The organism is Clostridium zhoujianii (assembly GCF_051590805.1).
Classification (GTDB): Bacteria; Bacillota; Clostridia; order Clostridiales; family Clostridiaceae; genus Clostridium.
The window spans coordinates 1,978,970-1,997,933 of sequence record NZ_JBPUTF010000001.1; the positions used below are offsets into that span (position 1 = coordinate 1,978,970).

Genomic DNA, 18,964 nt, shown 5'->3' on the forward strand with positions numbered 1-18,964 from the left:
TAACCAACTCTTATAGGTATGGTAATAATTTCTTCATTGCTTTTTCTTGAGTAGTTGAAACATATCCTGTCTTTCTAAGATTTCTCTTTCTCTTTGAAGTCTTCTTAGTAAGGATATGGCTTGTGAAAGCCTTTGCTCTCTTTAACTTTCCAGTACCTGTCTTCTTAAATCTCTTTGCTGCACCTCTATGTGTTTTCATTTTTGGCATGATAAATTTCCTCCTCTCAGTTTATGCCTTTTTTGGGCCTACAATCATTGTCATATTTCTACCTTCTCTTTTAGCAGGCTTTTCAACGATACATACATCTTCTAGCTTGCTAGCGAAAGTATCTAGGATCTTACGACCTAAGTGGCCAAGTTCCATTTCTCTTCCTCTAAATCTAACAGTGATTTTAACTTTGTCTCCATCTAATAAGAACTTTCTTGCATTTTTAGCTTTAATGTCGATGTCATGCTCTTCGATAGTAAGACTTACTCTTACTTCTTTGATATTGACAACTTTTTGATTTTTCTTAGCTTCTTTTTCTTTCTTAGATTGCTCATATATGAATTTACCTAAATCCATAATCTTACAAACTGGTGGTTTAGCACCTGGTGATATCATAACTAAGTCTAACTCAGCTTCATCAGCCATTCTCTGTGCTTCCACAGTTTGTAGAATACCTAGTTGAGTTCCATCAGCTGCGATAACTCTTATCTCCCTGTCTCTTATATCTTCATTAACTATATATTTTTTGTTAATAATTGTTCACCTCCGAAAAAAATAAAAAGCGATATTTCTATAATATATAAAAAAAACGGCGCAATGCGCCGTCCTATATTATCTTCAAAATAATCGAGATAAATAACCATACTAGCTACCAATTGGTGCTGTAAGGTGAGAAACGGCTGTTCCTTCTTAACAAAGACTATTTTATCATTATTCTTTTTTATTGTCAACATTTTATTTGTTTATTTTTGTTGAAAGACATAATTCACAACCTTCACAAAATATAACCCTACTTCCAAATACATTTACTATTGTATCAATAAATTCTTTATTTGCACATTCATCTTTTTTGTGAATTATAATCCGATTAGGTGCGCTAGTTATAAGACCACTAATTAATATATCTTCTATATTTGCATCAACCCCAAGTTTACAATCAGATAATTCATTTAGAAATAAGTTAAATATATCTACTCCATGCCCATCTGTAATGGTATATCCACCTGCTGATTGTACTATAAGGTTTACTTCCTCTATTTTACTTTCTTGAATATCAACAAAATATTTTAATAGTCTAATAAATTCCTTATATTCTTTCTCTACCATATATTTCTCTACTACTTTATCAATTATACTCTCTATGTCCTCTCTAAGCTCCCTCATTCGAAAGGTTATAAATCCATTGATATTTATCTCTTTATTCTCCTCAATACAATCTTTTATCTTTTCAATAATTGAGTTTACTTTATTAGAGCAATATACAAATATATCTTCATCTGCTCCCGCTTCTAAGGTTAAGACCTTCATAAGATTTTCTTCTATTTCCAATATCTCATCTTGCTTTAAAAAGAAATATGTGCCTGTTAAAAATTCAAACATTTCCTTTTCTTTATATTTACTAATAACTACTTTATATAAAATATTACTTATATATAAGTCTATCATATTACATACTTTTTCACTATAACTCTTATCATCACACATAACCTTTATTACATGGGTCTTACCTTCTAAGCTTTCAACAATTCCTATGATTATGTTCTTTCTCTTTAACAGTTCTTTAAGTTCTTGTAACTCCTCAACAAAATCTAATTCTCCTGAATAAGCTAATTTCAGTACAAGCATGGGTTTTCACTCCCTTCCTAGTAATAGTATGTATTAAAATTTCAGCTATATACAGAATTTATTTTTTATCCCTTGTACCTATTGCTTTTTTTATTATTAAATAGTACTTTATCTTTAATGATATTTATTTTAAAGGAGATTACCATGCATTGTTTTGTTGATTATAGAACCACTACTGAGGAACTTAATAATTTAATTAAACTTAATTTAGAACCTATAATAATTCCTAAGACTTCTTCTGTATATAAAGCTATTGACGGTCATGTAGATATTCAATTAAATATTGTTGATTATAAAAAAAGAATCGTAATTATTCAGAAAAATATAGATAAAAATTTTATTGATCAATTGGTAGCAAAGAATATTAACTATATTTTTTCTAAAGAACCCCTAGGCAACAATTATCCCAATGATATTATCTTGAATGGACTTGTTCTTGATAATCACTTCATCCATAATATAAATTATACAGATGAGAATTTTCTTGAAACTCAGAAGGATAAAACTATTATTCATGTCAATCAAGGTTATACAAAATGCTCTGTATTGCCAATTAGAAATAATGCACTTATTACTAATGATAGCGGAATCTATGACAGCTTATATAACAGTACCTTCGATGTGCTACTTCTTCCTCCTGGCGATATTCTTTTACCCTCTTTAAACTATGGTTTTATAGGTGGAACTGGAGGCATGATATCCAACAATAAATTAGGGCTTTTTGGTGAGTTACAACATTATATACATGGAGAAGCTATTTATGATTTCCTATATAAATACGATGTTGAACCTATATCTCTAAAGAAAGGAAAGCTAATAGATCGAGGAAGCCTTTTTTGCATTTAGATTTCCATATATATTACGTATGATTTATAAAAATGTTTCTTTTTTATAAATTTAAACTTTTACGTCATGGTAATTTAAATTATTCAATAAAACTATTTATTATATTTATACTTGAATTTTGTAATTTCCATTTCAACTTCCTCTTTTTCTTTTTTGTCTATTCCCCCTCTCCCAAGCCGATCACTTGCAAATACAATTGCTAGCTCATGTAAATCCGCTTCCTTCTTCATGCCTTCAATATCCCCATAAGGCATATTCTTAGAAATGAATAATAAATGCATATGATATCTTATAAGTTTTACTACCTTATCTATAAAATTATTATCATCAATAAAAAACTTTAAGAATTTTCTTCCCTCTTCCTCCCCTACTTTATCGTGGTCGTAGGAGGTTAATCTGCCCTTTCTCAATTTAGTAGTTTTCGCCTTACCTATGTCATGTAATAACAATGCCCACATTAGGGCTCTTTTATCTCTTGAATCTTTTCTTTCCTTAGCCCCCTTATCAACTACCATCATAGTATGAATCCATACATTTCCTTCTGGGTGATGCTTAGGTGACTGATCAACCTTCTCTAGATTTTTAAGCCATAAAAATGGAACAGCATCAAATAAACCTTTATTTTTTGCCTCATTTAAATATACTGATGGCTTTTCATCCTTTAATAAATGATCTTCAACTTCCAAAAACAGTTCTTTTATATTCATTTTATCACCTACAAAAAATTTAATAATTTTAGTATTACCTAAAAACTTTACTTTAACAAAAAAACTCTATCACTAATTATTAATGATAGAGTTTTATTATAACCTTCTAATATATCTTCTTATATTTTTCTTCTAGGTAATCCAAAAAATATTTTGTTGTTATTTCTTCACCTGTAACCTTCTTAATTAACTCTGCTGGTCTATACATAGCTCCATACTGATGAATATTCTTTTTTAACCATTCACCGATATAACTAGTATCTCCATTTACCAAATTACTTATTGCATTCTTATTTTCCTCAAGAATTTTATTTAAGAACTGCCCACCATATATATTACCTAAAGCATAACTTGGGAAATATCCGAAGTCACCTGCAGACCAATGCATGTCTTGCAATATACCTTCTTTATAACTTTTAGGCTCTACTCCTAAATACTCTACATATTTTTCATTCCAAACCTTTGGTAAATCACTAACTTCAATTTCCCCATTAATTAATGCTTTTTCAATTTCATACCTAATAATTATATGAAGACTATAAGTTAACTCGTCTGCTTCTATTCTTATCAAAGAAGGTTCAACATAATTTACTGCTTCATAAAATTCTTCTAAATTTATATCTTCTAATCCTTCAAACTTCTCCTTTAAGTATTTAAGAATTACTCCTAAAAACTCCTTGCTTCTTCCTATCATATTCTCATAGAATCTAGATTGAGATTCATGTATCCCCATAGATGCACCCATAGCAAGTCCTGTTCCAATTAAGTCATCTGAAATATGTTGTTCATAAAGTCCATGCCCACCTTCATGAATTACACTATATATATTAGAGAGTATATCCTCCTCATAATAATGGGTAGTTATTCTAACATCCTTATTTCCAAAATTAGTTGTGAAAGGATGAGTTGTTTCATCTAATCTTCCTGAATTCATATCAAATTTAATCTTATTTAATAAAAAAAGACTAACTTCCTTTTGACTTTCTATATCAAACTTATTATATAAGAAACTTTTATCAATCTTTTTTCCACTAGCTTTAATATAGTCTAATATATTTAATATCCCTTCCTTTAATTCACCAAATATTTTATCTAACTTCTTAACAGTAATTCCTTCCTCATACTGTGCAAGAAGGGCGTCATATTTATTTTCCTCGTATCCATAGTATTCTGCAAACTCCCTCTGAAACTCCACAATTTTCTTTAAATGAGGTTCAAATATTTCAAAATCATTTTTTTCTCTAGCTTCTTCCCAAGCTGCCTCGCTTAAAGAAGTTGCAATAGAGTATTCCTTATATCTCTCCTCCGGAATGTTCTTTATTTCTCCATATTTTTTCTTCAAAGTTCTAATCATAGCCTTATCAACAGTATTTAATTCCTTAGTTAAAGGATCAAAATATTCAATAAATGATTTTACCTTATCGCTTGTAATTAAACTAAATATTTCACCTGATATAAATCCTAAGGTATTTGCTCTCTCTTCTGTTGCCTTACTTGGCATACATACTTTCATGTCCCAGTAAGCAATAGCTAGTAGCTTCTCTAACTCTTCTACTTTACTTATATACTCCTTTACTTCTTTGATTCTATCTACAATTTCTTTGTTCATAATATAAACACCTCACTTAACTACTTCTTCATAACTCTAGCATTGTCCTTTATATAAAACCTCCTATATCCCTATCTTATTTAAATATCATCATAAGAATATACTACTGATATCATGATAAAAATTAAAATAGTACTTTAAAGCTATCTATTTATAAGGCCATTATATCCTTGCCTTTAAAATTCTGTTACTTTTACATCTAAAAACAATACTTTTTCTTTCACCAATATATAATGTAGCATAAAAAGAGCTACAGAAAATCTGTAGCTCTTGAAATTGCAATTATTCAGCTGCAATATATGCTTTATCAAAGTATACTGCTCCAAGTGGTGATACTCTTACGTCTTTAACCTTTGGATCAAATGCTCTTGGTCTTGTGTTATAGTAAATTGGTAATATTGGCATTTCTTCCATTAAGATATCTTCTGCTTGTCTTAAGTATTCAACTCTCTTAGCAGCGTCTCTTTCATCCATTGCTTTTCTGATTAATTGATCATACTCTGCACTAGCAAACTTAGAATCATTGTTACCTAAACCTGTCATCCACATATCTAAGAATGTCATTGGATCAATGTAGTCTCCAACCCAACCATGTCTTGCTATATCATAGTCTCCACTCTTTCTTTGAGTTTGGAATACTTTCCACTCAGCATTTTGTAATTCAACCTTAACTCCTATTTCAGCCCACATTTGTTGAATAGCTTCTGCTATTAATTTGTGCTCTGTTGTTTCAGTATTAAATGATAACTTGAATGTTGGAAGTCCTTCTCCATTTGGATATCCAGCCTTAACTAGTAATTCCTTAGCTTTAGCTTTATTTCCTTCAACATCAGATGGGTTCCAGTACTCTTTATCTGTAAATTCCTTACCTTCTTCAGCACCTGGTATTCCCTTAGGTACAAATGAATATGCTGGAGTTTGCCCTGCTTTTGTAATATTGTTTACAATACTCTCTCTATCGATAGCTAGATTAAGCGCATGTCTAACATCTTTATTTCCTAATGCTTTTTTAACATCTTCTTTAGAATTTGCATTATTTCCAACATTTAAAGCGTAGAAATAAGTACCTAATTCAGGATATATTGTAACAAGTCCATCTTTTTTACCTTGTTCTAATTCTACTACAGGTACAACATCTGATCCGTCAATTTCACCATTCTTAACAGATGCATATCCTGATGTAGGATCAGTAATCATTTTAAATGTTAATTTTTCAAGCTTAACTTCATCTTTTCCATAATAATGCTCATTTTTAGCAAATACATATGAATCTTTCATATTGTACTCTTCTAACTTGAAAGGTCCATTAGTTATATATGTTTTTGCATCAAGAGTCCATCCATCTGGATCTGCAGAAACTACATCTTCTCTAACTGGCATTAGTGTTGGGAATGCTGTTAAAGATAAGAAATAAGTAGTTGGCTTAACTAAAGTTACTTCAAATGTAGTATCATCTATAACCTTAAGTCCTAAATCCTCAACTTTACCTTTTCCTGAGTTATACTCTTCTGCACCCTTAATGTAGTATAATTGGAATGCATATTCAGCTGCAGTTTTAGGATCTAATGCTCTCTTCCAAGCATAATCAAAGTCTTTTGCTGTAACTGCTTTTCCATCTGACCACTTAGCATCATCTCTTAAATGGAATGTATAAGTTAATCCATCCTCAGAAATATCAACTGACTTTGCCACACCTGGTACAGCCTTATTATCTCCATCTGTCTTATATAATCCCTCAAAGGCATTTCCAATTACAATAAACCCATCTACAGCATTATTTAATGCTGGGTCTACTGTTTTGGTTTCAGTTCCTAAATTGTAAACTAATTCGTTTTTAGCTGTAGCATCACTTCCACCGCATGCAGCTAGTGTCGTCATACCTAAAGCTACTGTTAAAGCCAAAGCACATAGCTTTTTAATTTTACTTGTTCTCATAATTTAATCCCCCTTAATATATTTATTAAAATTTGCTTATTGCAAATAATAAACTAGTATAAATGACATGCCACGAAATGGCCTGGCTCTACTTCCTTCATTTCTGGATCTTGCTCCCCACAGATAGGCTTTGCATACTTGCATCTACCCTTAAATCTGCATCCTGGAGGTGGATCTATTGGTGATGGAATGTCACCTTCTAATAATATTCTTTTATTTGATTTTGCAATCTTTGGATCTGGTATTGGTACTGCTGATAATAGTGCTTGAGTATATGGATGTTTAGGTTCTGAATAAACATCATTACTTAAACCCTTTTCTACAAGCTTTCCTAAGTACATTACCCCAATATGTGTTGATATGTGTTTTACCATAGATAGGTCATGAGCAATAAATAAATATGTTAAACCTAACTCCTCTTGAAGCTCTTCAAGCATATTAATAACCTGTGCTTGGATAGAAACATCAAGTGCAGAAATTGGTTCATCACAAACAATTAAATCTGGCTCAACAGCAAGTGCCCTAGCTATACCTATTCTTTGTCTTTGACCACCTGAGAATTCATGGGCATATCTATTTATATGAGATCCATTAAGACCTACCTTATCAAGTAGATATCTAATTCTCTTCTCTCTTGCTTCGCCTTTATGCAATCCATGAATGTCAATGGCTTCTCCTATTATGTCTCCAACTGTCATTCTTGGATTTAATGATGCATAAGGATCTTGGAATATCATCTGCATCCTTCTTCTTAAAGGAACCATCTCCTTCTCAGAAAGCTTTGTAATATCTTGACCTTGGAATATTATCTCCCCAGATGTTGGCTCATATAATTTTAATATAGTTCTTCCAGTTGTAGTCTTACCACAACCTGATTCCCCAACTAAGCCTAAAGTTTCACCCTTGTTTATTGTAAATGAAACATTATCTAATGCCTTTACATAACTTTTGCTTGCAAATAATCCTTTGTTTGTAGGGAAGTACTTGCACAAATTTTTAATCTCTAATACAACTTGATTATCATTATTTTGCATTATTCTTCCCTCCTTGCTGGTCCTTCAACCTTTGGTGCATTCTCATGACATAACCAACATGCTGCCTTATGAGCTCCACCTAATTCAAATAATGGTGGTTGCTTTTCAATACAAATCTTCATTGCATGATCACATCTTTCTGCAAATGGACACCCTGCTGGTGGCTTAAATAAATCTGGTGGTTGCCCATCTATTGGTATTAATTTCTCACGTTCATTACTCTTAGGATTTGGCACTGATTTTAATAATCCCCATGTATATGGATGCTGTCCTCTATAGAAGATATCTTCATCAGTTCCCTCTTCCACTATTAATCCACCATACATAACATAGATTCTAGTACAAAGATCTGCAACTACTCCTAAATCATGTGTTATAAGTATAATAGCTGTATTCATCTTGTCTTTAAGGTCCTTCATTAGATCCATTATCTGAGCTTGAATAGTAACATCTAGTGCTGTAGTAGGCTCATCAGCTATTATAAGCTCTGGCTTACATATTAAACTCATTGCTATCATAACTCTTTGTCTCATACCACCTGAAAATTCATGTGGATATTGAGTTAATCTCTTTGCTGGGCTTGGTATACCTACCAATTCAAGCATTTTTACTGCTTCTGCATTAGCTTCCTTCTTAGTTAAACCCTTATGTTTAATTAAGTGTTCAGTTAATTGCTTTCCAACAGTTAAAACTGGATTTAATGAAGTCATAGGATCTTGGAATATCATCCCTATCTTATTTCCTCTTATTTGTTCCATCTCTTTTTCTGTTGCATTTGAAATATTTTTACCATTAAAAATAATTTCCCCATCTACAATTTTCCCATTATCAGAAAGTAGTCCCATAATACTCATCATACTTACAGACTTACCGCATCCTGACTCTCCAACAATTCCAATTGCTTCACCTTTATTTAAATATATATTAGTTCCTCTAACTGCTTGAACCTCACCTATATGGGTATCAAAGGATGTTTTAAGGCCCTTAACTTCTAATAATTTCTCCATCACTTTCTCCCCCTATCTTTGTTGCTTTGGATCTAAGGCATCTGTTAATCCATCTCCAAGCAGATTAAATGCAAGTATTATTATACATATCATTGCTGCTGGGAAGAATAATTGATATGGATGTACATAAATTGCCTTCATTGCGTCATTACATAATGTTCCTAATGATGCAAGTGGTGCATTAATTCCAAGTCCTAAGTAGCTTAAAAATGCCTCTGTAAATATTGCTTGTGGAATTAGAAGTGTTAATGTAACTAATATTGACCCTATACAATTTGGTATTAAGTGTCTTATTAGTATTCTAGTCTTTGATGCACCCAAAGCCTTTGCAGCTAACACAAAATCCTGTTGCTTTAATTGAAGAATATCTCCTCTTACAATTCTAGCCATATTAACCCAGTAGGAGATAGACAGTGCTAAAATTATTGTACCTAGTCCACTTCCTCCAACTCCTGCATTTTGGAAAACTGCCATTAATAAAATTACATAAATAATAGTTGGGATTGAATATAATACATCAACTATTCTCATCATAACTGTGTCTACTTTACCACCTATGAATCCAGCTATACCACCATATAATACACCTATAAATAAGTTTATCATTGCAGCAGCTATCCCAATTATTAGAGAGTATCTAGCTCCGTACATTATTCTTACTAGTAAATCTCTACCTATTGCATCAGTACCAAGTAAGTTTGCTCCTCCTGGTGCTGCATTAGTATTTGCCATGTTAGTTCCATCAAATGTATACTTTGAAACCATTGGTCCAAAGAAAGCAAATATAACAGTTACTATTATCACTATTAAAGATATTAATGCTACCTTATTGCTCCTTAATCTTCTCCAAGCATCCTTCCAATAGCCAACACTTGGTCTTACCACTTGTTCAAAATTCTTTTCTTCCTCAGTTAGGGGAACAAACAAGCTTTTATCTAAATCATTGTAATTTTCCATAACATACTCTCCCTATACTTCTACATTTTCTAATTTTATTCTTGGATCTATAATCACATATAGAATATCTACTACTAAATTTGATATAACAATCAATGTACTATAGAATACAAGAACTCCAAGTAAAGCAGAGTAATCTCTACCAACTATAGTAGATACGAACTCACTACCTAAACCAGGTATAGCAAATATACTCTCAATTATGAAACTTCCAGTTAGTATACTAGCTATTAATGGTCCCACATAGGTAATAACAGGTATTAAGGAATTCCTCAAAGCATGCTTTACTACAACTGTTTTCTTATTTAATCCTTTTGCCTTTGCTGTTCTTATATAATCTGACTTCAGAACATCTATAAGTTTACTTCGTGTAAGTCTTGTGATAAAGGCTGTTGAACTGGCACTTAAAGCTATAACTGGCATAACCATATGCTTCAAACTTGAAAATCCTGTTGTTGGGAATATTCCAAGTTTACTTGCAAATACATAAATCAATAATGCACTAATAACAAAGCTAGGTATCGTTATTCCTAGTGTTGCTATAAACATACAAACTCTATCTGGCCATTTACCTGACTTTAGGGCTGAAATAATTCCAAGTCCTACTCCCACTAATAATGATACTAATATAGACACAACTCCTAATTTAGCTGAATTAGGAAATGACTTGCTTATTGTATCAGATACTTGTCTACCTCTAAATAACATGGATTCTCCCAAATCACCCTTCACTAAGTTCTTCCAATACATAACGTATTGCGTCCCTAAAGGCTTGTCCAATCCATATTTAGCTTCTATATTAGCCTTTACTTGCGGATTAATTTTTTCTCCATCAAATGGGCCTCCTGGCATCAATCTTACTAAGAAGAATGTAATACTAATTATTGCCCATATTGTTATTAATCCAGTAAGAACTCTCTTTAAAATATACCGAAACATCTTCCATCTCTCCTTCTTTACACCGTACGAGTACACCTGTATTTATTAACAATTATATATCCATAGTCTTTTTTGTCAAATGATTTTATGTATTTTTTCAACATAATTCTATATATTCAATATTAATTCCCTAATTATTTTTACGAATTTGGTAATTTCACATATTTTACGCAGTACCTTCTTAAACCCTATTTTTACAGTAGTTTTGGCTATTTATTCACGTTTTTCTTTCTATGTATAAATTTGTTTTTTATAGTTTTTATCATAAAAAATTAAAGAATTACTAAATTTACTTCATTTATGTTAATATAATACCTTTTTAACAGTTTTTCAATCATTATTTAGTATTTATGCTAAATAATTGAATTTATGTATGTTAGAAGAAAAAGCTTATGTAATTTATTTAACAAACCACATAAGCTTTTACACTATCTATATTATTAATTTATAACTATAATTCTCTTTTTCTTAATATCTTGTAGGCTTTACTGAATCCTATAAAACCTAGCAGTATTATTTCCCCATTCCTCATTACTATAGTTTTTTTTATTTTATTAATATCTTTTATATTATTAATATTTACTATAGCTGATTTGTTCAACCTTAAAAAATCACCTGATACTTCTTTATCAATATCTTTTAATGTTCCAAAAAATTCCATCTGTCTATTCATAGCATGGGCAATAACCTTATTGGGATTACTTGATTCTTCAAAGAACATTATATTCTTCCTATCAAACTCTATAACCTTCTCTCTAGATTTAATGCTAATTATATCCATATCTTTCTTACAATTTTGTTTATCATTTATCTTGATTAAACACTCTCTTATTTTTCTATTTTTTACTTCAATATTTCCCTTTTGTATATACTCCATGGCCCCTACTTTATATTTTATAGTAAGGAAACTTAACTCTCCATGCCCAGTAACAAATATTATAAAACCATTCTTATCATACTTTCTTATAAGCTCTGCCAATTCTATACCATGGATATCCATACCTAAATCTAAATCTATGAAGTATATTCCTGTTTTTCCATCGTCCTCTACACTACATAATAATTCTTTAGGGTCAACGGTACTTAATGCAATCTCTAAATCTAGTCCTTCTTCTTCTATAGTATCATTTATATATTTTGTTAGCTCTTCTCTTTGTCTGTTGTCATCTTCTATTATATAAATCTTTAACATAATTCTCCTCGCTACGATAACTCAAGAATCTGATGAAATTCTTTTTCTTCTATAACTGTATCTAAAGAGACATTTGGATACTTAGTAACTATTTCTTTCAAATTACTTAATCCTAATCCTCTACTTTTTCCTTTTGTAGAAAAACCTTTTTCATAAATTTTATAGATAGGTGCTACAATATCTGCAATTGAGTTTATTACTATAATATAGATAGTTCCCTTATTCTTAACAAAACCTATTTTTATTTTTCCCTCTTCACATCTAGCTGCTGCCTCTATTGCATTGTCCATTAATATACCAAGAGCTTTACATAAATCAATCATATCTATATTGGCCTCTTCTATTTCCTCACCTATATCAATAATTACTTCTACTCCTAGTTCCTGTGCTTTTAATATCTTAGTTAAAATAATACCTTTAATCTCTTTAATCTTTATATTATGTAATAACCCTATACTTAAATTATTTTTCCCCATCTCAGTACCTAATGGAAGTATGTTTTTATTAAAATACTTTTTTAATCCATCCATATCTTCATCTTCCATATATCCAACCATAGATGATAATATATTAATATAATCATGACGAAACTTTCTCATATCATTATACATCTCTTCAAGATTTCTATTATATTCAGTTAAATCTTCTATCTGCCTTTTCCTTGCACTTTCCTCCACTTGGTTTTTCATACCCTTAAAAGAATATACCCCCAAATATATAATAACAATACTATATATCACTGATACTACAATAGAAAATATATAGAGACCTTTATCCTCAGTAGAGTTGCTAATGAAATATGTATTAACTGTGAATATTAGTAAAATAAGAAATGCGTTACTCACATTAGCGTATGTCCCCTTTACTTCTATGATCCCTTTAAACCTATTGATATAATTTACTAAGACTTTCTCTCTTATCATCTTACAAATAATATAGGTCAAAATGGAGGATAATCCTCCAACACATACAATTGTTGCTAAATCGCTTAATTTTCCTCCAGTAATTATTATAATAATTGGATACACACTCATCTCAAGAATAATAGCAATTATGATAGATATTAATGTAGCTATAATACTTTTAAATATTTCGTTTTTTTCACTAATCAAAAATATTATGCATTCTATTACTAAACTTATAATAACTAATGGCCTAAATATTAAGCCAAAACTAATTGTTGTTGCTGCTATAAGACTGAATTTCCAAATTATATTTTTTGACTCTAATTTAGCAATCCCCAATACTTTCAAGCATATAAATATTTGAATAACACTAAATATGCCTCCTATAATTTCTTTAATCATATTTCACCTCATAAATAAATAAATAAATAAATAGACAATTTCCCCTCTATTCTACCACATTTATCATGTTTTTCTTGTTTTTTCTCATTTATAATATGTTTTTACTTTTTTTTATTTTAAGCAAATTAATTTTCATTTCTTCTTGTATAATAATTTAATAATTTTAGTATCAATCCGCCCCTTTATGCATAATATAAACTATATAACAAGGCGTTGTAGCCAAGTGGTAAGGCAGAGGTCTGCAAAACCTTTATCCCCAGTTCAAATCTGGGCAGCGCCTCCAAATAAAAAAGCCTATCTTCCTAGATAGGCTTTTTCTCTGCTTCGCAGCAACATTATTTATTTATTTATTTATTTATTTATTTATTTATTTATTTATTACTTCATTGCTTTTACTATTTTTTAGCTTTTTCTAATAAATCTCCAATTTCATCATTACTGAATTTATACTTTTTATTACAGAAATGACATACTAGTTCTTCTTCTTTACCGTCATTATATATCTCTTGTAAGTCCTTTTCTCCAATACTTATAAGCGCTCTTTCTATTCTTTCTCTTGAACAATCGCATACATACTTTGGCTCAACCGAATCAAGTATATTAAGATCCATTCCATCGAATATAAATTCTAGTATTTCCTCTATAGTCTTACCTTCAGATATCATAGATGTTATTGAAGGAACTTCTTCTAATCTATACATTAATAAATCTGCTAATAGTGGATCTGCATCAGGCATCATTTGAATTATAAATCCACCTGCTGCTTTAATTGATAAATCTTTATCCACTAGAACTCCTAAAGATACTGCTGAAGGTGTTTGCTCTGAAATAGTATAGTAATATGTAAAATCTTCTGCTATTTCTCCAGAGTGTATAGGCACTTGTCCTACGTATGGATCCTTCATTCCTAGGTCTTTTATTACATACAGTATACCATCTGTTCCTATTGCTCCACCAACATCAAGTTTACCTTGCTCATTAAGAGGAAGATCTATATAGGGATTACCTATATATCCTTTTACAGTTGAATCTGAATGTGCTGTAACTGTAACACCTTTTGCTACCCCTCCACCATTTATTTTTAAAGTAACAACTTCTTTCTCTGATTTTAATGTAGTTCCCATTAGTGCTCCCATAGTTAGCATTCTTCCAAGGGCTGCTGAAGCTACAGGTGTACATTCATGAACACTAGTACCATCATTAACCATCTCAGTTGTTATAGCTCCTATAACCCTAATCATACCACCTTTAGCCGTTCCTCTTACTATCTTATCCTTCATTTTTATACCTCCATATTCTTACCTACAACATATAGAATTCTTTCACTATCTTGCTGTACTTCTTCGTCATTGTATCCATTATACTTACCTAAAAGAGAAAATCCACATTTATCTAAAACTTTTTCTATTTCTTCTTCAGAATAAGCCCTTTCAAAATGCTCTTCCTCAAATCTTTCATAAAGCTCACCTTCTTTAACAAAGAAAGTTAAAAACATATTTACAACATTATCTTCTAGCACATTTTCCCAACTGTAAAATACATCTTCTTCACTATATGTAAAGATATTATTTCCTAATATATTAGTTAATTTATAAAATGAATTTATATCAAATAAGAAGAGTCCCCCATCCCTTAAATGATTATATACACTTCTAAAATATCTTTCTAGATCTTCATCCTCTAATATATAGTTTGTAGAATCCAAAACACAAGTTATCACATCAAAGCTATGATTCAAAGCTAACTCGGTCATATCTTGGCAAATGATTTTACACTTCATTCTCTCTTTTCTAAACTTATCATAAGCTTCTCTTAACATGTCCTCAGATAAATCTACTGCATATGTACTTTTAAAGTATTTTGCCATTCTAATAGCTACATTACCTGTCCCACATGCTAAGTCAAGATAATCTTCACCCTCAGGATTATACTTATCTATAAGTAGCTTTAATCTTTCTGCCATATTATCATAGTTTATATCTTCATAAATAAGTTCATCATAAATTTTTGCAAATTCTCCGTAGGCCATAATCTTCCCCCAGTAGTTTTATAATTACTACAAATATATTAAGGCTAATCTATCTATTAGTCAATTTATTTCCTACCAAGTATTTCTTTATTGGTTGGAATATGAAGATCTTTTTTTCTTTTTGTCATTATTCCACCGATTCTCCCTGTCTCTTCTGCTGTAAGTCCTCCCCATCCTAATTCGTCAACTTTATCTTTTAATCCAAGCTCATCTGCAATTTCATACTTTATTTTTTCTCTTAAAATCTCCTCTTTTGTGAGCTCCTTATTTCCTTTAATCTTTGCTTTTATAATTTTCTTAAGTGGCGTATTACTCACAATTTTCCCTCCCTATTTTCCTTCTCATATATTTTCCCCTAAAAAAGTTTATTTATTCTATTCTGTAAATAAGAAATTTTTTTCACTAATTTTTCCATAACCCTTGATATTTCCTTTAGATTTATCTATATTAGTTGTATATGATAATTACATATAAGACATATTACACAGAATACTGAATAAGTATATCCTTTAATATATGTCTAAAAAGTTTAGGAGGGATTCAATTGTACAATGTTGCAATAGTTGGGGCTACTGGAAATGTTGGTAGAAAATTCTTAGAAATATTAACTGAAAGAAACTTTCCAGTAAAAAATTTATATCTTTTTGCATCAAAAAGATCGGCAGGTACTACATTAAATTTTAGAGGTAAAGAAATTTTAGTAGAAGATACTTGCGAAGAAAATATTAATAATAAGGAACTTGATTTTGCATTATTTTCAGCTGGTGGTGATATTAGCTTAGAATATGCACCAAAGTTCGCAAAAACAGGTGCTGTTGTTATAGATAATAGTAGTGCTTGGAGAATGGACCCAAAGGTACCTTTAGTAGTACCTGAAGTTAATCCTGAGGATATTAAATGGCATAATGGAATAATTGCTAATCCAAACTGCTCAACAATACAAGCTATGCCTGTACTTAAGGCTATTAAAGATAAATATGGGTTAAAGAGAGTAATCTACTCTACTTACCAAGCAGTATCTGGTGCTGGTGTACAGGGAATAAGTGATTTAGAAGAGGGCTATAAAGGTGTATCACCTAAAAAGTTCCCACTTCCTATAGCAGATAATGTACTTCCTCATATAGATGTATTTCTAGAAAATGGATACACAAAAGAAGAAATGAAAATGATTGAAGAAACTAGAAAAATACTTCATGATGACACTTTGAAAATCACTGCTACTACAGCAAGAGTTGCAGTTCTTAATGGGCATAGTGAAAGTATAAATCTTGAATTAAATAATAAATTTGAAGTGTCTGACATCTTTGATTTATTAAGCAACACTGCTGGCGTTGTTGTATATGATAATATAAAGGAGCTAAAATACCCAACTCCACTAGAAATGTCTGGTAAAGATGAAGTTTTCGTTGGAAGAATCAGAAGAGATTATAGTGTAGATAATGGTTTAAATCTATGGGTTGTAGCTGATAATATAAGAAAAGGTGCTGCTTTAAATGCAGTTCAAATTGCAGAATTGATGATACAAACCAAGTAAGAATGGAGGATTTCAAATGTCAATATTTGAAGGGTCTGGTGTAGCTATAGTTACTCCTTTTTCAGAAAATGGGGTAAATTATGAAAAGCTAAAAGAATTATTAGAATGGCATGTTAAAGAAGGTACAGATGCTATAGTGATATGTGGAACTACAGGTGAAGCTACTACTATGACAGATGCAGAAAAAAAGGAAACTATTAAATTTACTGTAGATGTTATTAATAAGAGAATTCCTGTTATAGCAGGTACTGGCTCCAATAACACTGAAGCTGCTATAGAAATGTCTAAATTTGCTGAAAGTGTTGGTGTTGATGGGCTACTTGTTATTACACCATATTATAACAAAACTAATTCTAGGGGATTAATTAAACATTTTGAAACAATAAATGATTCAGTTAATACACCTATAATTCTATATAATGTTCCAGGACGAACTGGGGTTAACATTACACCAAATGACCTAATAGAGCTATCAAAACTTTCAAATGTAGTAGCTGTCAAAGAAGCTAGTGGCAATATAAGCCAAATAGCACAAATTAAAGCTCTTTGTGGTGATAATTTAGATATTTACTCTGGGAATGATGATCAAATTGTTCCTATAATGTCACTAGGTGGTAAAGGTGTTATCTCTGTACTAGCTAATATTATCCCAAACAAAGTTCATAGGATGGCTAAAGCTTATCTTGAAGGCAATGTACAAGAAGCTCTTAATCTTCAATTAGATAACTTAAGATTATCTAATACTTTATTTATAGAAACCAATCCTATTCCTGTTAAAGTTGCTCTTAATCTGATGGGCAAAGAAGTTGGTCCACTTAGGCTTCCACTATTTGATATGGAACCTAAGAACGAAGCTTTACTAAAGTCAACTTTAGAGGATTATAAATTAATTTAAGGAGAGACTTATGATTAAAGTTATTTTAAATGGTTGCTCTGGAAAAATGGGAAAAATGGTGGTTGAAGCTTCTGCTCAATTTCCAAATCTAGAAATAGTAGCTGGAATTGATAAATTTCCTGCTGAATTAGATTTTCCTATTTTCAGTAATACAAAAGAGGTAAATATAGATTATGATGTACTTTTAGATTTCTCTAGAGCTGAAGCTTTAGGTAGTCTTTTAGCCTTAACTGAAAAGACTAAAAAGCCTTTAGTTATATGTTCTACAGGATTTTCTCCTGAAGACTTAGCTTTATTAGAAGAAAAGAGTAAAACTCTTCCACTATTCAAATCAGCTAATATGTCTTTAGGTATTAACCTAATCAACTCACTTCTAAAAAAAGTAGCTCCATTACTTTATGGAAACTATGATATAGAAATAGTTGAGAAGCATCATAATCAAAAAGTAGATGCGCCAAGTGGCACTGCTCTACTTTTAGCTGATACTATTAGGGACTCTCTAACTGACAAAACTGAATATGTTTATGGCAGAGAAGGAAATTCTAAAAGAGAAGAAAATGAAATAGGTATTCATGCTGTAAGAGGTGGTTCTATAGTTGGAGATCATGATGTAATCTTCGCTGGAACTGGTGAAGTAATTGAACTTACCCACAAGGCAATATCAAGAGAGGTATTTGCTGTTGGAGCTCTTAAAGCTTGTGAATATATGAGTAAGGTAAATAAGCCTGGATTATACAATATGGATGATGTTATTGGCTTTTAATCTAACTAAAAAACTGATGCAATTGCATCAGTTTTTTTATTCGCTACAAAATTATAATTCTTATTGAAATATGGATACCTTTTATAAATAATTATTTTATCAAGGTTAATCAAAGAGATTAAAAAAGAATTTATTTTTCTCCATCTGTAAATACTATTTTAGAAGATTATAAATTTAGAAAGGATGTGCTGTAATGCCAAAGGATAGTCAACCTGATAACAAGCAAGCTAGAATGGATAAATGTAATTATCAGACACCTATAACAAGTGAAGAAGGTAAAAACCATAATAGAACTCAAAAGAAGCACTCTGTAAAAAGAGAAGGATTCCAAAGTGATCATATAAATTAAAAGATAAAAAAGGATAAGAAAGATTTT

At 30.9% G+C, this 18,964-nt stretch carries 20 protein-coding genes, 1 tRNA gene and 1 other annotated feature; of the genes, 6 read left to right on the plus strand and 15 right to left on the minus strand.

Annotated elements, in window-relative coordinates; all coding sequences use genetic code 11:
• Nucleotides 1–10 precede the first annotated feature (10 nt).
• The 3 genes from rpmI to ytxC form a co-directional block, all read right to left on the minus strand.
• Nucleotides 11–208 carry a 50S ribosomal protein L35 gene (gene rpmI / locus ACSYT2_RS09300; protein WP_430855001.1) on the minus strand — a complete coding sequence of 66 codons (198 nt, stop codon included), beginning with the start codon at nucleotides 206–208 and terminating at the stop codon, nucleotides 11–13.
• Between the two features lie 21 nt (nucleotides 209–229).
• The gene (gene infC, locus ACSYT2_RS09305; protein ID WP_430855756.1) at nucleotides 230–745 is read right to left on the minus strand and encodes a translation initiation factor IF-3; all 516 of its coding nucleotides are present in this window, start codon (nucleotides 743–745) and stop codon (nucleotides 230–232) included.
• Between the two features lie 38 nt (nucleotides 746–783).
• Nucleotides 784–906: a sequence feature (ribosomal protein L20 leader region), on the minus strand.
• Between the two features lie 37 nt (nucleotides 907–943).
• Nucleotides 944–1,834: a putative sporulation protein YtxC gene (gene ytxC / locus ACSYT2_RS09310; RefSeq protein ID WP_430855002.1), complete on the minus strand. Its 891-nt coding sequence runs from the start codon at nucleotides 1,832–1,834 to the stop codon at nucleotides 944–946.
• A gap of 144 nt (nucleotides 1,835–1,978) precedes the next feature.
• Between ytxC and ACSYT2_RS09315 the strand changes: the two genes are divergently transcribed.
• Nucleotides 1,979–2,680 (plus strand): DUF6873 family GME fold protein, encoded by a 702-nt coding sequence (locus ACSYT2_RS09315; protein ID WP_430855003.1) that lies wholly within the window; start codon nucleotides 1,979–1,981, stop codon nucleotides 2,678–2,680.
• Nucleotides 2,681–2,772: 92 nt separating this feature from the next.
• Here the strand turns inward: ACSYT2_RS09315 and ACSYT2_RS09320 are convergent, their stop codons facing one another.
• The 9 genes from ACSYT2_RS09320 to ACSYT2_RS09360 all read right to left on the minus strand — a co-directional run bounded on the left by ACSYT2_RS09320 (nucleotide 2,773) and on the right by ACSYT2_RS09360 (nucleotide 13,367).
• The gene (locus ACSYT2_RS09320; protein ID WP_430855004.1) at nucleotides 2,773–3,387 is read right to left on the minus strand and encodes an HD domain-containing protein; all 615 of its coding nucleotides are present in this window, start codon (nucleotides 3,385–3,387) and stop codon (nucleotides 2,773–2,775) included.
• 106 nt (nucleotides 3,388–3,493) lie between these two features.
• Nucleotides 3,494–4,996 carry a carboxypeptidase M32 gene (locus ACSYT2_RS09325; RefSeq protein WP_430855005.1) on the minus strand — a complete coding sequence of 501 codons (1,503 nt, stop codon included), beginning with the start codon at nucleotides 4,994–4,996 and terminating at the stop codon, nucleotides 3,494–3,496.
• A gap of 282 nt (nucleotides 4,997–5,278) precedes the next feature.
• Complete coding sequence (locus ACSYT2_RS09330) at nucleotides 5,279–6,931, minus strand: peptide ABC transporter substrate-binding protein (RefSeq protein ID WP_430855006.1); 1,653 nt, start codon at nucleotides 6,929–6,931, stop codon at nucleotides 5,279–5,281.
• 53 nt (nucleotides 6,932–6,984) lie between these two features.
• Nucleotides 6,985–7,965 carry an ABC transporter ATP-binding protein gene (locus ACSYT2_RS09335; RefSeq protein WP_430855007.1) on the minus strand — a complete coding sequence of 327 codons (981 nt, stop codon included), beginning with the start codon at nucleotides 7,963–7,965 and terminating at the stop codon, nucleotides 6,985–6,987.
• Nucleotides 7,965–8,972 (minus strand): ABC transporter ATP-binding protein, encoded by a 1,008-nt coding sequence (locus ACSYT2_RS09340; protein ID WP_430855008.1) that lies wholly within the window; start codon nucleotides 8,970–8,972, stop codon nucleotides 7,965–7,967. Before ACSYT2_RS09340 ends, ACSYT2_RS09335 begins: the two co-directional genes overlap by 1 nt.
• Nucleotides 8,973–8,984: 12 nt before the next feature.
• Nucleotides 8,985–9,929, minus strand: a complete 945-nt coding sequence (locus ACSYT2_RS09345; protein WP_430855009.1) for an ABC transporter permease — start codon at nucleotides 9,927–9,929, stop codon at nucleotides 8,985–8,987.
• 12 nt (nucleotides 9,930–9,941) lie between these two features.
• Nucleotides 9,942–10,868, minus strand: a complete 927-nt coding sequence (locus ACSYT2_RS09350) for an ABC transporter permease (protein ID WP_430855010.1) — start codon at nucleotides 10,866–10,868, stop codon at nucleotides 9,942–9,944.
• A gap of 451 nt (nucleotides 10,869–11,319) precedes the next feature.
• Nucleotides 11,320–12,060 carry a LytR/AlgR family response regulator transcription factor gene (locus tag ACSYT2_RS09355; protein WP_430855011.1) on the minus strand — a complete coding sequence of 247 codons (741 nt, stop codon included), beginning with the start codon at nucleotides 12,058–12,060 and terminating at the stop codon, nucleotides 11,320–11,322.
• 11 nt (nucleotides 12,061–12,071) lie between these two features.
• Complete coding sequence (locus ACSYT2_RS09360; RefSeq protein ID WP_438384580.1) at nucleotides 12,072–13,367, minus strand: sensor histidine kinase; 1,296 nt, start codon at nucleotides 13,365–13,367, stop codon at nucleotides 12,072–12,074.
• Between the two features lie 209 nt (nucleotides 13,368–13,576).
• Here ACSYT2_RS09360 and ACSYT2_RS09365 point away from each other — a divergent pair.
• Nucleotides 13,577–13,650: transfer RNA gene (locus tag ACSYT2_RS09365), tRNA-Cys, on the plus strand.
• A 112-nt stretch (nucleotides 13,651–13,762) separates the two neighbouring features.
• Here ACSYT2_RS09365 and hslO read toward each other — a convergent pair.
• The 3 genes from hslO to ACSYT2_RS09380 all read right to left on the minus strand — a co-directional run bounded on the left by hslO (nucleotide 13,763) and on the right by ACSYT2_RS09380 (nucleotide 15,713).
• Nucleotides 13,763–14,647, minus strand: coding sequence for an Hsp33 family molecular chaperone HslO (hslO, locus tag ACSYT2_RS09370; RefSeq protein WP_430855013.1), 885 nt, complete (start codon nucleotides 14,645–14,647; stop codon nucleotides 13,763–13,765).
• A gap of 2 nt (nucleotides 14,648–14,649) precedes the next feature.
• The gene (locus ACSYT2_RS09375; RefSeq protein ID WP_430855014.1) at nucleotides 14,650–15,396 is read right to left on the minus strand and encodes a class I SAM-dependent DNA methyltransferase; all 747 of its coding nucleotides are present in this window, start codon (nucleotides 15,394–15,396) and stop codon (nucleotides 14,650–14,652) included.
• Nucleotides 15,397–15,461: 65 nt separating this feature from the next.
• On the minus strand, nucleotides 15,462–15,713 hold the full coding sequence (locus tag ACSYT2_RS09380; protein WP_430855015.1) for an alpha/beta-type small acid-soluble spore protein: 252 nt from the start codon (nucleotides 15,711–15,713) through the stop codon (nucleotides 15,462–15,464).
• A gap of 227 nt (nucleotides 15,714–15,940) precedes the next feature.
• On the opposite strand from ACSYT2_RS09380, the gene ACSYT2_RS09385 reads away from it, so the two are divergent.
• From ACSYT2_RS09385 to ACSYT2_RS09400, 4 genes are all read left to right on the plus strand, one after another.
• Nucleotides 15,941–16,930, plus strand: coding sequence for an aspartate-semialdehyde dehydrogenase (locus tag ACSYT2_RS09385; RefSeq protein ID WP_438384581.1), 990 nt, complete (start codon nucleotides 15,941–15,943; stop codon nucleotides 16,928–16,930).
• A gap of 16 nt (nucleotides 16,931–16,946) precedes the next feature.
• Nucleotides 16,947–17,825 (plus strand): 4-hydroxy-tetrahydrodipicolinate synthase, encoded by an 879-nt coding sequence (gene dapA, locus ACSYT2_RS09390; protein WP_430855017.1) that lies wholly within the window; start codon nucleotides 16,947–16,949, stop codon nucleotides 17,823–17,825.
• Between the two features lie 10 nt (nucleotides 17,826–17,835).
• Nucleotides 17,836–18,588 carry a 4-hydroxy-tetrahydrodipicolinate reductase gene (dapB, locus tag ACSYT2_RS09395; protein ID WP_438384582.1) on the plus strand — a complete coding sequence of 251 codons (753 nt, stop codon included), beginning with the start codon at nucleotides 17,836–17,838 and terminating at the stop codon, nucleotides 18,586–18,588.
• Between the two features lie 193 nt (nucleotides 18,589–18,781).
• Nucleotides 18,782–18,937: a hypothetical protein gene (locus ACSYT2_RS09400; protein ID WP_430855019.1), complete on the plus strand. Its 156-nt coding sequence runs from the start codon at nucleotides 18,782–18,784 to the stop codon at nucleotides 18,935–18,937.
• Nucleotides 18,938–18,964 lie beyond the last annotated feature (27 nt).

Bases quoted from the DNA above. Each gene is read 5' to 3' on its own strand.
- rpmI (WP_430855001.1), bottom strand. From the start codon at position 208: ATGCCAAAAATGAAAACACATAGAGGTGCAGCAAAGAGATTTAAGAAG.
- ytxC (WP_430855002.1), bottom strand. From the start codon at position 1,834: ATGCTTGTACTGAAATTAGCTTATTCAGGAGAATTAGATTTTGTTGAG.
- ACSYT2_RS09315 (WP_430855003.1), top strand. From the start codon at position 1,979: ATGCATTGTTTTGTTGATTATAGAACCACTACTGAGGAACTTAATAAT.
- ACSYT2_RS09320 (WP_430855004.1), bottom strand. From the start codon at position 3,387: ATGAATATAAAAGAACTGTTTTTGGAAGTTGAAGATCATTTATTAAAG.
- ACSYT2_RS09325 (WP_430855005.1), bottom strand. From the start codon at position 4,996: ATGAACAAAGAAATTGTAGATAGAATCAAAGAAGTAAAGGAGTATATA.
- ACSYT2_RS09330 (WP_430855006.1), bottom strand. From the start codon at position 6,931: ATGAGAACAAGTAAAATTAAAAAGCTATGTGCTTTGGCTTTAACAGTA.
- ACSYT2_RS09335 (WP_430855007.1), bottom strand. From the start codon at position 7,965: ATGCAAAATAATGATAATCAAGTTGTATTAGAGATTAAAAATTTGTGC.
- ACSYT2_RS09340 (WP_430855008.1), bottom strand. From the start codon at position 8,972: ATGGAGAAATTATTAGAAGTTAAGGGCCTTAAAACATCCTTTGATACC.
- ACSYT2_RS09345 (WP_430855009.1), bottom strand. From the start codon at position 9,929: ATGGAAAATTACAATGATTTAGATAAAAGCTTGTTTGTTCCCCTAACT.
- ACSYT2_RS09350 (WP_430855010.1), bottom strand. From the start codon at position 10,868: ATGTTTCGGTATATTTTAAAGAGAGTTCTTACTGGATTAATAACAATA.
- ACSYT2_RS09355 (WP_430855011.1), bottom strand. From the start codon at position 12,060: ATGTTAAAGATTTATATAATAGAAGATGACAACAGACAAAGAGAAGAG.
- ACSYT2_RS09360 (WP_438384580.1), bottom strand. From the start codon at position 13,367: ATGATTAAAGAAATTATAGGAGGCATATTTAGTGTTATTCAAATATTT.
- hslO (WP_430855013.1), bottom strand. From the start codon at position 14,647: ATGAAGGATAAGATAGTAAGAGGAACGGCTAAAGGTGGTATGATTAGG.
- ACSYT2_RS09375 (WP_430855014.1), bottom strand. From the start codon at position 15,396: ATGGCCTACGGAGAATTTGCAAAAATTTATGATGAACTTATTTATGAA.
- dapA (WP_430855017.1), top strand. From the start codon at position 16,947: ATGTCAATATTTGAAGGGTCTGGTGTAGCTATAGTTACTCCTTTTTCA.
- dapB (WP_438384582.1), top strand. From the start codon at position 17,836: ATGATTAAAGTTATTTTAAATGGTTGCTCTGGAAAAATGGGAAAAATG.
- ACSYT2_RS09400 (WP_430855019.1), top strand. From the start codon at position 18,782: ATGCCAAAGGATAGTCAACCTGATAACAAGCAAGCTAGAATGGATAAA.